The sequence below is a fragment of the Pseudomonas sp. WS 5411 genome (assembly GCF_012985595.1).
In the GTDB taxonomy this organism is placed as follows: Bacteria; Pseudomonadota; Gammaproteobacteria; order Pseudomonadales; family Pseudomonadaceae; genus Aquipseudomonas; species Aquipseudomonas shahriarae.
Genome location: NZ_JAARMC010000036.1, coordinates 20,178 through 31,803, shown reverse-complemented (window position 1 = coordinate 31,803; position 11,626 = coordinate 20,178). Strand labels below are relative to the sequence as shown.

Below are 11,626 nucleotides of genomic sequence, written 5' to 3'. Positions count from 1 at the left end.
GATCAGGTCGGCTGTCAGGCCGCCTCGCTTTGCTTTGCTTTTGATCTGAGGCGCCCCGTTAAACCACGCTGGCCGTCATCCGATATTGATTTGGGGGGTAACCCGGCAGGACGCCGGGTTAGCCGCGCTGGGCCATGGATGGCCCATCGCGGCGGCCCCCCAAATCAATGTCGGATGACGGGCACACCGAGCCTAGGCGAGGTGCCGAGTGGTGGGGCAAGAGCCCTTTTGGTTACTTTTGGCTGGGCCGGCACTCCGGGCTCTTTTCCAAAAGTGACCCGCCGTAAGGGCGGAACCAATAGCCGCCGTAACCGCAGCAACGGATATGTACTCATACCCAATAACCAAAAAAAGCGAGTTGTGTAGATACCTATGGCTATCGCAGGCAAGCCAGCCCCCACAGGGATTCACTTGGCCGTCAGGCCGCCGGGCATTCCCTGTGCAACGCTGCCTCGACTAACAACTGCGCCATCTCGATCAATTGCACCATTGCCATCACCTGCTTACGGCTCGAGCCTTGAATGCAGTGCGTAATGCTTGAACGCACGTTGGGCGGCTTCGTGGAGTTTGCTGTTGTTCAGGGAGTAGGGCGGGCTAGGCGTGACTTTTTTCATACGGTTGCTCCTGGAGTTAAAGGAGCCGCCACAATCACTTCCACATGATGGGTGGCGACTGTACGCAGGTGTGGAAGACCGGACTCCAGGACCCCGGCGCACCCGAAGGTGCCCCGCGCACAGCCGCCATATCGCTGCGTGAAAAAGGGCGACGACCGAGGAATGGAGACCCGGCAGGGCTGGGCCCTCCTGCGTACAGCTCGCCCAGCATGATGTGTGCCTGTTAAATGATGAGCCGTAGGGAAAGTCCTGTTTTGATCATTCCCACATGGAGCATGGGAGCGATCCTCATATGCATGGGAATTGTCCTTCAGTTGTTCCAACCTTTCATAAAACTTTCATCAAACCGCCCTCCTGCAGTCATGTGCAAGTCATAGCCCTGACACCTCCCGCGCCTACTGTCGTTTGAACTCAAACGCAGCCACGCAAGGCTGTTCAAACCAGACAGAGAAGCCCATGACTCCCGCTATCCATGTCGATCGCCTGAACAAGACCTTTGCGAAGAAAACCGCGCTGGTCGACCTCGAACTCACCATCGCCAGCGGCGAGATGGTCGCCCTGATCGGTGCATCCGGTTCCGGCAAGTCCACGTTGTTGCGCCACCTTGCGGGGCTGGCCTGTTGCGACAAGGGCAACGGCGGCAGCGTCAAGGTGCTGGGCCGAGAGGTGCAGGCCAGTGGGCGGTTGAATGGCAAGGTGCGGCGGTTGCGCGCGGATATTGGCTATATCTTCCAGCAGTTCAACCTGGTCAATCGCCTGAGTGTGATCGACAACGTGCTGCTTGGTTGCCTGGGCCGCATGCCGCGCTGGCGCGGCAACCTCGGGTTGTTCAATGCCGAGGAAAAGCAATGTGCCATGGAGTCCCTGGCGCGGGTTGGCCTGGCGGACCTGGCCCAGCAACGGGCCTCGACCCTGTCCGGTGGCCAGCAGCAGCGCGTGGCGATTGCCCGGGCCTTGACCCAGCGTGCCGAAGTGATCCTGGCCGACGAGCCGATTGCCTCCCTGGACCCGGAGTCGGCGCGCAAGGTCATGGAGATCCTCGCCGATATCAACCGCCGCGACGGCAAGACCGTAGTCGTGACCCTGCATCAAGTCGATTACGCCATGCGTTATTGCCCACGGGCCGTGGCGCTCAAGGGCGGGCGCATTCATTTCGACGGGCAGGGCCGCGAGATGAGCAGCCAGTTCCTCAACGATCTGTACGGTGCCGACGTCGACACCAGCCTGATGTTTTCCGAACCGCCGCGCCGTTCCGAACTTCCCCAGCGCTTGGCCCTGGCCCGCGCTTGAACCTCCATTCACGATCCCTAGGAGTCGCCTGTATGTTGAACCGTATCGGTCATGTTTTCCTGTCTGCCGTGTTGTTGGCCAGCGTCGCCTTGGGCAATGCCCAGGCCGCTGACAAGGCCATCAACTTCGGCATCATGTCCACCGAGTCTTCGCAGAACCTCAAGAGCATCTGGCAGCCGTTCCTCGATGACATGCACAAGAAGACCGGCCTGACCATCAACGCCACCTTCGCCTCCGACTACGCTGGCCTGATCCAGGGCATGCGCTTCAACAAGGTCGATGTGGCCTGGCTCGGCAACAAGGCAGCGATGGAGGCGGTGGACCGCTCCAACGGCGAGATCTTCGCCCAGACCGCTGCCGCCAACGGCGCCGCCGGCTACTGGAGCCTGCTGATCGTACGCAAGGACAGCCCGCTCAACTCCGTCGAAGACATGCTCAAGAACGCCAAGAACCTGACCTTCGGCAATGGCGACCCAAACTCCACCTCCGGCTACCTGGTGCCGGGCTACTACGTGTTCGCCAAGAACAACGTGGATGCCGGCACCGCCTTCAAGCGCACCCTCAACTCCAGTCATGAAGTCAACGCACTGAGCGTGGCCAAGGGGCAGTTGGACGTGGCCACCTTCAACACCGAAAGCTGGGACCGCCTGGAAGTGACCCAGCCGGACAAGGCCGCGCAACTCAAGGTGATCTGGAAGTCGCCGCTGATCCCCGCCGACCCGATGGTGTGGAGCAAGGCCCTGACTGACAGTGAGAAGACCAAGATCCGCGATTTTTTTGCCAACTACGGTGACACCGAGGCAGAGAAAGCGGTGTTGAAGAACATGCAGTTGGGCAAGTTCCTCGCGTCCAACGACGACCAGTTGCTGCCGATCCGCCAGTTGGAGCTGTTCAAGCAGCGCACCACCATCAGCGCCGACAGCAAGTTGGCCGAGGCGGATAAAGCCAAGAAGCTGGCGCAGATCGACGCCGACCTGGCCACGCTGCAACAGCGCCTGAGCGAGCTGGACAAGAAACCCGACGCCAACGGCTAACCCCTGTTGGAGCTGGGCCTATGTGGGAGCGGGCTTGCCCTGATGCCGAGCTCAAAGCAACGAAGATCAAATGTGGGAGCGGGCTTGCTCGCGAAGACGTCGGCCCAGCAAACATTGATGTTGACTGACCCACCGCTTTCGCGAGCAAGCCCGCTCCCACACACACACATAGCTCCCACACAAGCGGGTTCCCCCATAGGCCCCGCTCCAGTAATTATCGAGAGTGATCCATGACGACCTTGCACGCTGAAGCCGTGGGTAAAAGAACCTGGCCGCAATACCTCGGCTGGGGCCTGTTCCTGGTGCTGCTGGCCTGGGCCTGGAAAGGCGCGGAAATGAACCCGCTGGCGCTGTACCGCGATTCGGGAAACATGGCGACCTTCGCCGCTGACTTCTTCCCGCCGGACTTCCACGAGTGGCGCTCCTACCTCAAGGAAATGATCGTCACCGTGCAAATCGCCCTCTGGGGCACGGTGCTGGCGATTGTCTGCTCGGTGCCCCTGGGCATCCTCTGCGCCGACAACATCACGCCCTGGTGGATTCACCAACCCCTGCGCCGGGTGATGGATGCCTTCCGCTCGATCAACGAAATGGTGTTCGCCATGTTGTTCGTGGTGGCGGTCGGCCTTGGTCCGTTTGCCGGGGTACTGGCTCTGTGGATCAGCACCACCGGGGTACTCGCCAAGCTGTTTGCCGAAGCCGTCGAGGCCATCGACCCCGGCCCCGTGGAAGGTGTACGCGCCACCGGTGCCAGCGCCTTGCAAGAGGTGATCTACGGCGTGATCCCGCAAGTCATGCCGCTGTGGGTGAGCTACGCGCTGTACCGCTTCGAGGCCAATGTGCGCTCGGCGACGGTGGTGGGCATGGTCGGCGCTGGCGGCATCGGCGTGATCCTGTGGGAGAACATCCGCGCCTTCCAGTTCGTACAGACCTGCGCGGTGCTGCTGGTGATCATCGTGGTGGTGAGCCTGATCGACGTGCTGTCCCAACGCCTGCGCAAGCGGTTTATCTGACCTTGGAGGGGTGCCTGCGGGCGCTTTTTTTAAAGCATGCAGTTGTCTAGACAAGATGAGCCGGTGTACCGCGAACTCGCCGATATCCTGCGCCGTGAACTCAGCGGCTACCAGGCCGGGGAGTTCCTGCCGGGCGAAGTGCAGTTGGCCGAGCGCTTTGGCGTCAACCGCCACACCCTGCGCCGCGCCATTGATGAGCTGGTGTTCGAAGGCAGCCTGCTGCGCCAGCAGGGCAAAGGCACGCAGGTGCTGGACCGGCCGCTGATTTACCCGATGGGCGCCGACACCGCCTACAGCCAATCGCTGTCGGCCCAGGGCCATGGCGTGCAGGCGCTGCTGCTCAAGCGCCGCTACTGCTACGCCAGCCGCGAAGAAGCGCAGCACCTGGGCATCGCCGAAATGGCGCCGATGATCGAGCTGCAAACCCTGCGCAAGCTCGACCAGCAGCCCGTCAGCCTGATCCGTCATCGCTACTGCGCCAGCCACGCGCCGTTGCTGGCGGATTACAACGGCGGCTCCCTGCGTCAGTACCTGCGCGAGCGCGACCTGCCGTTGACCCGCACCCAGAGCCTGATCGGTGCGCGCTTGCCCAACCGCGACGAAGCCGCGCTGCTGATGATGCCCCGGCATCTGCCGGCACTCACGGTATTCACCCTTTCCCGCGATCGCGATGGCCGCCCGGTGGAGCTGGCGCAGTCCACCAGCCGTTCGGATCGCTTCCAGTACCAGGTGGTGACTTGATGGAGACCCCGATGAATCTGTCCCCGCGTCAGCATTGGATTGGCGTACTTGCCCGCGCCCAGCTCAATGAATTGCAACCCCACGAAGCGGCATTGAAGGACGCCGAGTACCAACTGATCCGCGCCCCGGAAATCGGCATGACCCTGGTGCGTGGGCGCATGGGTGGCAATGGCGCGCCATTCAACGTCGGTGAAATGACGGTGACCCGCTGTGTGGTGCGCCTGGCCGATGGCCGCACCGGCTACAGCTACCTGGCCGGGCGCGACAAGGTCCACGCCGAACTGGCGGCCCTGGCCGATGCCCATCTGCAAAACGCGCAACCGAGCCCGTGGCTCAGCGATTTGATCAGCGCACTGGCCCAGGCCCAAGCCCGGCGCCGCGCGCAAAAAGAAGCCGACACTGCGGCGACCAAGGTCGAGTTCTTCACCCTGGTGCGAGGAGAAAACTGATGCACGCTCAATTATTGCAGCCGGCGTTTGTCGACCCGGTGCTGGATGCCCAGCGCAGCTTTCGCGCGGCGCTCAAGGCCTTGGCCGAACCGGGTTTGATCCAGCACCTGCCGGCAGCCCCGCACCTCGATGGCCTGGCGCCCGCCACCTATGCCTTGTGCCTGGCGCTGCTGGATGTCGACACGCCGCTATGGCTGGCACCGGCGTTCGACACGCCACTGATCCGCGCCAACCTGGCCTTCCACTGTGGCTGCCCGTTGGTTGCGCGTCGGGAGGAGGCCGCGTTTGCCTTGCTCGGCGAGCCGGACCTGCTCGACCTCAGCGGCTTCGATCACGGCAATGATCGCTACCCCGACCAGTCCTGCACCTTGCTGGTCCAGCTTAGCGACCTGGAGGCCGGGCGCGCCTTGCTCTGGCGCGGCCCGGGCATCCAGGCCCAGTGCCGGGTGCAGGTGCCGGTGCCGTCGGCTTTCTGGTTGGAGCGCCAGCGCCGCGAGGCCTTCCCCCGTGGCCTGGACGTGTTGTTCAGCGCCGGCCATCACCTGCTCGGCCTGCCGCGCAGCAGCCGCATCACACAGGAGCACGCCTGATGTACGTAGCCGTCAAGGGTGGCGAACAGGCCATCGACAATGCCCACCGCCTGCTGGCGAAAAAACGCCGGGGCGATACGGGGGTTCCCGAACTGAGTGTCGAGCAGATCCGCCAGCAACTGCCCCTGGCCGTGGCGCGGGTGATGAGTGAAGGCTCGCTGTACGACGAAGAACTGGCGGCACTGGCGATCAAGCAGGCGGCGGGGGACCTGGTAGAAGCGATCTTCCTGCTGCGCGCCTACCGCACTACATTGCCGCGCTTCAGCCCGAGCCTGCCGATCGACACCGCGCAGATGTCGTTGAGCCGACGGTTGTCAGCCACCTTCAAGGACGTGCCCGGCGGCCAGTTGCTCGGCCCGACCTTCGATTACACCCATCGCCTGCTGGATTTCGCGCTGCTGGCCGAGGGTGAGTATCCAGGCCCGCAGACCACGGCGGATGCGCGCCTCGAACCGTGTCCACGGGTGCTGGGGTTGCTGGCCAAAGAGGGCTTGATCAAGCACGAAGCCGACGACCACGCCAGCGTCGCTGATATCACCCGCAACCCGCTGGAGTTCCCTGCCAGCCGTGCCGAGCGCCTGCAGGCCCTGGCTCGCGGCGATGAAGGTTTTTTGTTGGCGCTGGGCTATTCGACCCAGCGTGGCTATGGGCGCAATCACCCGTTTGCCGGGGAGATTCGCATCGGTGAAGTCGAGGTATGGATCGATCCTGAAGAACTGGGCTTTGCCATCTGCCTGGGCAGCATCGAAGTCACCGAGTGCGAGATGGTCAACCAGTTTGTCGGCTCGGCCACCGAGTTGGCGCAGTTCACCCGCGGCTATGGCCTGGCGTTCGGGCATGCCGAGCGCAAGGCCATGGGCATGGCCCTGGTGGACCGCTCGCTGCGTGCCGAGGAGTACAGCGAAGAGATTGTCTCGCCGGCCCAGCGCGAAGAATTCGTGCTGGCCCACTGCGACAACGTTGAGGCCGCCGGTTTTGTCTCGCACCTCAAATTGCCTCACTACGTGGACTTCCAGGCCGAACTGGAACTGATCCGCAAACTGCGCCAACCGGCCGAGGGCACCCGCCATGAATGACGCCGCCTACAACTTCGCCTACCTCGACGAACAGACCAAACGCATGATCCGTCGCGCCTTGCTCAAGGCCGTGGCGATTCCCGGTTACCAAGTGCCGTTCGGTGGTCGCGAGATGCCGCTGCCCTATGGTTGGGGCACCGGCGGCATGCAATTGACGGCGGCGATCCTCGGTGCCGACGACGTGCTCAAGGTCATCGACCAGGGCGCCGACGACACCACCAACGCCGTGTCCATCCGGCGCTTTTTTGCGCGCACCGCCGGTATCGCCACCACCGAAGCCACCCCCGACGCCACAGTGATCCAGACCCGCCACCGCATCCCGGAAACCCCGCTGCAGGCCGGGCAGATCATGGTCTACCAAGTGCCGATCCCCGAGCCGCTGCGCTTTATCGAGCCCTCGGAAACCGAGACCCGCACCATGCACGCCCTCAACGACTATGGGGTGATGCACGTAAAACTCTACGAAGACATCGCCACCTTCGGCCATATCGCCACCGCTTATGCCTACCCGGTGATGGTCGACGAGCGCTATGTGATGGACCCTTCGCCGATCCCCAAATTCGACAACCCGAAACTCGACATGAGCCCGGCGCTGATGCTGTTCGGTGCCGGCCGCGAAAAGCGCCTGTACGCGGTGCCGCCGTACACCCAGGTCAGCAGCCTGGACTTCGAGGATCACCCCTTTGAAGTGCAGACGTGGGACCACCACTGCGCCATCTGCGGTAGCCATGACTCGTTCCTCGATGAACTGATCCTCGACGACGCCGGCACCCAGAGTTTTGTGTGTTCCGACACCTGGTACTGCGCCCAACGGGTCAAGGAGAACAACCAGTGAGCCAGCCCTTATTGCAAGTGCGCGACCTGTCCCTGCTGTACGGCCTGGAGAAGGGCTGTCAGGACGTGAGTTTTGATCTGTACCCCGGTGAGGTGCTGGGGATTGTCGGCGAGTCCGGTTCGGGTAAATCCACCTTGCTCTCGCTGCTGAGCGGGCGCTTGCCGCCCCAGGCCGGCAGCGTCGGCTATCGCAGCAAGGACGGCGAATGGCTGGACCTCTACAGCGCCAGCGAAGCCGAACGCCGCACTTTGCTGCGCACCGAATGGGGCTTCGTTGAACAGAACCCCCGCGACGGCCTGCGCATGGGCGTGTCGGCCGGCGCCAACATTGGCGAGCGCCTGATGGCCCAGGGCGTGCGCAATTACCAGCAACTGCGTGGCGCCGGCCTGGACTGGCTGGGCCAGGTGGAGATCGACCCGCAGCGCATCGACGACCTGCCGCGCACCTTCTCTGGCGGCATGCAGCAGCGCCTGCAAATCGCCCGCAACCTCGTTTCCAGCCCGCGCCTGGTGTTTATGGATGAGCCCACCGGTGGCCTGGACGTGTCGGTGCAGGCGCGCCTGCTCGACCTGCTGCGCGGCCTGGTGCGTGAGCTGGACCTGGCGGTGGTGATCGTCACCCATGACCTGGCGGTGGCGCGCCTGCTGGCCGATCGCCTGATCGTGATGCGCCGCTCGCGGGTGGTGGAAACCGGGCTGACGGATCAGATCCTCGACGATCCACAGCACCCTTACTCTCAACTGCTGGTGTCTTCGGTATTGCAGCCATGACGAATGCCTTGATCGAGGTCCGTGACCTCTCGAAAACCTTCACCTTGCACCAGCAGAACGGCGTGGTGCTCAACGTGCTGCGCGGGGTGGCGTTCAGCGTGCAGGGCGGTGAATGCCTGGTGCTGCACGGCCAGTCCGGTGCGGGTAAAAGCACCTTGCTGCGCACCTTGTATGGCAACTACCTGCCGGCCGGGGGCAGCATCTGCGTGCGCCATGCCGGTCAGTGGCTGGAGCTGGTGGGCGCTGCACCCCGGGAGGTTCTCGAGGTACGCCAGCAGACCCTGGGCTATGTCAGCCAGTTTTTGCGGGTGATCCCACGGGTCGCCTGCCTGGATGTGGTGATGGAGCCCGCGCTGGCCCGTGGCTGGACGAAGGCTGACGCCCAGGCCCGTGCCGAGCATTTGCTGGCGCGCCTGAATATCCCCCGGCGCCTGTGGCAATTGGCGCCGGGCACCTTCTCCGGGGGCGAGCAGCAGCGGGTCAATATCGCGCGCGGCTTCATGGTGGCCTGGCCGGTGATGTTGCTCGACGAACCGACGGCCTCCCTGGATGACCGCAACCGTCAGGTTGTCCTGGAACTGATCAACGAAGCCAAGGCCGGCGGTGCCGCACTGATTGGCATCTTCCATGACCGTGCCGCCCGTGAGGCGGTGGCTGACCGCCATTTGGACATGACGCCCGCTGTGATTACCGACGAGGACTACGCCGATGCCCGCTGAACAGATCCTCAGCAATGCCCAACTGGTCACTGCTGATCGTGTATTTCTCGGCAGTGTGCTGCTGCGTGACGGGGTGATCGTTGACCTCGCCGAAGGCCGCAGCCAGTTACCCCACGCCCAGGACCTGGGCGGTGATTTCCTGCTGCCGGGGCTGGTGGAGTTGCACACCGACAACCTGGAAAAACACATGACCCCGCGCCCCGGCGTGGACTGGCCATCGACCTCGGCTGTGCTCAGCCATGATGCGCAGATCATCGCGGCCGGTATCACCACGGTGTTCGATGCGGTGTCCATCGGCGACGTGAACCCCAAGGGCAATCGCATGCAGAAGCTGCCGGCGATGCTCAATGCCATTGCCTCGACGCAGGAAGCCGGCCTGACCCGCGCCGAACACCGCCTGCACCTGCGTTGCGAGCTGTGCCACCCGGACACCTTGAGTGTGTTCCGCGATCTGGTGGAAAACCCGCTGGTGCAACTGGTGTCGGTGATGGACCACTCGCCGGGCCAGCGCCAGTTTGTGCTGGAGTCCAAGTACCGCGAGTACTACATGGGCAAATACCATTTGAATGATGAAACCATGGACGCGTTCGTGCTGTTGCAAATGGCCAACTCCAAGGCCTACAGCGACCGCTACCGCGCCGCGATCGTCGAGCATTGCCTGGCGCGTGGCCTGTCGGTGGCCAGCCATGACGACGCGACCCTGGCCCATGTCGAGGAGTCGGCGCGCTATGGCATGAACATCGCCGAGTTCCCCACCACCCTGGAAGCGGCGCGCGGTTGCCGGCAACTGGGGATGAAAGTGCTGATGGGCGCGCCGAACGTGGTGCGCGGCGGTTCCCACTCGGGTAATGTGGCCGCCGCCGGCCTGGCTGCTGAAGGATTGCTGGATATACTTTCCAGTGACTACTACCCGGCCAGCCTGTTGCCAGCGGCCTTTGCCCTGGCGGCCCAGGACAATGACTGCGATCTGCCCCAGGCGATCAAGATGATCAGCCTGGCCCCTGCACAGGCGGCGGGCATCAAGGATCGCGGGGAAATTGCCGTCGGCCTGCGTGCGGACCTGGTGCAAGCCAGGGCCCAGGGCGGGCTGCCGGTAGTCCAACAAGTCTGGCGACAAGCCAAGAGGGTGTTTTGATGGTGGGCAGGTTGATCTATCTCATCGGGCCATCGGGTTCGGGCAAGGACAGCCTGTTGGAAGCCGCGCGCGGGCCATTGGCCGAGCGCGGTTGCCGCATCGTGCGACGGGTCATCACCCGTTCGGCGGAAGCGGTGGGCGAGGCCGCCCAGGGTGTAAGCCCCGCGCAATTCGCCGCGCTGCAAGCCGAGGGCGGCTTTGCCCTCAGTTGGCATGCCAATGGCCTGTCTTATGGCATTCCACGGCAGATCGACGACTGGCTGGCGGCCGGCGACGATGTGCTGGTCAATGGCTCCCGTGGCCACCTGGCGCAGACCCGCGCACGTTATCCGACGCTGTTGGTGGTGCTGCTGACGGTGGACCAGGCGGTGTTGCGCCAGCGTTTGCTGGCGCGGGGCCGTGAGTCGGTGGCAGACATCGACGCGCGCCTGGCGCGCAATGCGCAGTTCAGCGACAGCCTGCAGGCAGCGCCTGGGGTGTTCCTGCTGGATAACTCCGGGCCGTTGGTGCATACCGTCGCCCGGTTGCTCGATTGCCTGGAGGAGGGGCACTCGGCATGCGCCTGACCCTGCTGGGCACCGGCGACGCCCGCCAAGTCCCGGTGTATGGCTGCGAATGCGCGGCCTGCACCCTGGCGCGCAGCGATGAACGCCTGCGCCGCCGCGAGTGCAGCGCGCTGATCGAGTGCGGTGAGCAACGCTGGTTGATCGACAGCGGGCTGACGGACCTCACCGAGCGTTTCCCGCCACGCAGCTTCAACGGCATTCTGCAGACCCACTACCATGCCGATCACGCCCAGGGCCTGCTGCACCTGCGCTGGGGCCAGGGCCTGATCATCCCGGTGCATGGCCCGGCAGACCCCGAGGGCCTGTCGGACCTCTACAAGCATCCCGGCATCCTCGATTTCAGCCAGCCCTTCGCCGAGTTCGAGACCCGCCAGTTTGGCGAGCTGACGGTCACCGCGTTGCCCCTGCAACATTCCAAGCCGACCTTCGGCTACCTGCTGCAAGGGCAGGGACGGCGCCTGGCCTACCTGACCGACACCACGGGCCTGCCCCCGGCGACCCTCGACTGGTTGCGGCGCGAGCCTCTGGACGTACTGGTCATTGACTGCTCCATGCCACCGCAACCCCAGGCGCCGCGCAATCACAATGACCTGACCCTGGCCTTGCAATGCATCGAAGCGTGCGGCGCCGAGCTTGGCGTGCTGACCCACGTCGGGCACACCCTGGATGCCTGGCTGTTGCAGCATCGCGGTGAACTGCCACCGCATGTGACGGTGGGCTGGGATGGGCGGGTGCTTTAGCTCCATGCCTGGGGCTTTTCAATATCCGGCAAAACAACCGTCAGTCTGCTCTGA

Annotated in this window: 13 protein-coding genes; all 13 read left to right on the top strand. The window is 63.9% G+C overall.

The genetic code is table 11. The features are described 5' to 3' along the window. Positions 1 to 1,070 precede the first annotated feature (1,070 nt). The 13 genes from phnC to phnP all read left to right on the top strand — a co-directional run bounded on the left by phnC (position 1,071) and on the right by phnP (position 11,572). Positions 1,071 to 1,904, top strand: a complete 834-nt coding sequence (phnC, locus tag HBR93_RS26190) for a phosphonate ABC transporter ATP-binding protein (protein ID WP_057438830.1) — start codon at positions 1,071 to 1,073, stop codon at positions 1,902 to 1,904. Between the two features lie 32 nt (positions 1,905 to 1,936). Continuing rightward, positions 1,937 to 2,938, top strand: a complete 1,002-nt coding sequence (gene phnD, locus HBR93_RS26185; protein ID WP_115127678.1) for a phosphonate ABC transporter substrate-binding protein — start codon at positions 1,937 to 1,939, stop codon at positions 2,936 to 2,938. 230 nt (positions 2,939 to 3,168) lie between these two features. After that, a complete protein-coding gene (phnE, locus tag HBR93_RS26180; RefSeq protein WP_032859104.1) occupies positions 3,169 to 3,951 on the top strand; it encodes a phosphonate ABC transporter, permease protein PhnE in 783 nt (260 codons plus the stop codon). Positions 3,952 to 3,987: 36 nt separating this feature from the next. Beyond that, positions 3,988 to 4,692, top strand: coding sequence for a phosphonate metabolism transcriptional regulator PhnF (phnF, locus tag HBR93_RS26175; protein ID WP_057438832.1), 705 nt, complete (start codon positions 3,988 to 3,990; stop codon positions 4,690 to 4,692). An 11-nt stretch (positions 4,693 to 4,703) separates the two neighbouring features. Next, positions 4,704 to 5,141 carry a phosphonate C-P lyase system protein PhnG gene (phnG, locus tag HBR93_RS26170; RefSeq protein ID WP_057438833.1) on the top strand — a complete coding sequence of 146 codons (438 nt, stop codon included), beginning with the start codon at positions 4,704 to 4,706 and terminating at the stop codon, positions 5,139 to 5,141. Continuing rightward, positions 5,141 to 5,731 (top strand): phosphonate C-P lyase system protein PhnH, encoded by a 591-nt coding sequence (gene phnH, locus HBR93_RS26165; protein WP_057438834.1) that lies wholly within the window; start codon positions 5,141 to 5,143, stop codon positions 5,729 to 5,731. The genes phnG and phnH overlap by 1 nt, the downstream gene beginning before the upstream one ends. Next, positions 5,731 to 6,807, top strand: a complete 1,077-nt coding sequence (locus HBR93_RS26160; protein WP_169961383.1) for a carbon-phosphorus lyase complex subunit PhnI — start codon at positions 5,731 to 5,733, stop codon at positions 6,805 to 6,807. The genes phnH and HBR93_RS26160 overlap by 1 nt, the downstream gene beginning before the upstream one ends. Then, positions 6,800 to 7,642 (top strand): alpha-D-ribose 1-methylphosphonate 5-phosphate C-P-lyase PhnJ, encoded by an 843-nt coding sequence (locus tag HBR93_RS26155; RefSeq protein WP_057438836.1) that lies wholly within the window; start codon positions 6,800 to 6,802, stop codon positions 7,640 to 7,642. The genes HBR93_RS26160 and HBR93_RS26155 overlap by 8 nt, the downstream gene beginning before the upstream one ends. Continuing rightward, positions 7,639 to 8,412 carry a phosphonate C-P lyase system protein PhnK gene (gene phnK / locus HBR93_RS26150; protein WP_057438837.1) on the top strand — a complete coding sequence of 258 codons (774 nt, stop codon included), beginning with the start codon at positions 7,639 to 7,641 and terminating at the stop codon, positions 8,410 to 8,412. Before HBR93_RS26155 ends, phnK begins: the two co-directional genes overlap by 4 nt. Next, positions 8,409 to 9,131 (top strand): phosphonate C-P lyase system protein PhnL, encoded by a 723-nt coding sequence (gene phnL, locus HBR93_RS26145; protein WP_057444569.1) that lies wholly within the window; start codon positions 8,409 to 8,411, stop codon positions 9,129 to 9,131. Before phnK ends, phnL begins: the two co-directional genes overlap by 4 nt. Beyond that, positions 9,121 to 10,266, top strand: coding sequence for an alpha-D-ribose 1-methylphosphonate 5-triphosphate diphosphatase (locus tag HBR93_RS26140; protein ID WP_057438838.1), 1,146 nt, complete (start codon positions 9,121 to 9,123; stop codon positions 10,264 to 10,266). Before phnL ends, HBR93_RS26140 begins: the two co-directional genes overlap by 11 nt. Further along, positions 10,266 to 10,832 (top strand): phosphonate metabolism protein/1,5-bisphosphokinase (PRPP-forming) PhnN, encoded by a 567-nt coding sequence (phnN, locus tag HBR93_RS26135; RefSeq protein WP_057444570.1) that lies wholly within the window; start codon positions 10,266 to 10,268, stop codon positions 10,830 to 10,832. The genes HBR93_RS26140 and phnN overlap by 1 nt, the downstream gene beginning before the upstream one ends. Continuing rightward, complete coding sequence (gene phnP / locus HBR93_RS26130; RefSeq protein ID WP_169961382.1) at positions 10,823 to 11,572, top strand: phosphonate metabolism protein PhnP; 750 nt, start codon at positions 10,823 to 10,825, stop codon at positions 11,570 to 11,572. The genes phnN and phnP overlap by 10 nt, the downstream gene beginning before the upstream one ends. The last annotated feature ends 54 nt before the right edge of the window (positions 11,573 to 11,626 follow it).

Coding starts and splice junctions, on each gene's coding strand:
- phnG (WP_057438833.1), top strand. CDS start 4,704: ATGAATCTGTCCCCGCGTCAGCATTGGATTGGCGTACTTGCCCGCGCC.
- phnF (WP_057438832.1), top strand. CDS start 3,988: ATGCAGTTGTCTAGACAAGATGAGCCGGTGTACCGCGAACTCGCCGAT.
- phnH (WP_057438834.1), top strand. CDS start 5,141: ATGCACGCTCAATTATTGCAGCCGGCGTTTGTCGACCCGGTGCTGGAT.
- HBR93_RS26140 (WP_057438838.1), top strand. CDS start 9,121: ATGCCCGCTGAACAGATCCTCAGCAATGCCCAACTGGTCACTGCTGAT.
- HBR93_RS26155 (WP_057438836.1), top strand. CDS start 6,800: ATGAATGACGCCGCCTACAACTTCGCCTACCTCGACGAACAGACCAAA.
- phnL (WP_057444569.1), top strand. CDS start 8,409: ATGACGAATGCCTTGATCGAGGTCCGTGACCTCTCGAAAACCTTCACC.
- phnE (WP_032859104.1), top strand. CDS start 3,169: ATGACGACCTTGCACGCTGAAGCCGTGGGTAAAAGAACCTGGCCGCAA.
- phnD (WP_115127678.1), top strand. CDS start 1,937: ATGTTGAACCGTATCGGTCATGTTTTCCTGTCTGCCGTGTTGTTGGCC.
- phnP (WP_169961382.1), top strand. CDS start 10,823: ATGCGCCTGACCCTGCTGGGCACCGGCGACGCCCGCCAAGTCCCGGTG.
- phnN (WP_057444570.1), top strand. CDS start 10,266: ATGGTGGGCAGGTTGATCTATCTCATCGGGCCATCGGGTTCGGGCAAG.
- phnC (WP_057438830.1), top strand. CDS start 1,071: ATGACTCCCGCTATCCATGTCGATCGCCTGAACAAGACCTTTGCGAAG.
- HBR93_RS26160 (WP_169961383.1), top strand. CDS start 5,731: ATGTACGTAGCCGTCAAGGGTGGCGAACAGGCCATCGACAATGCCCAC.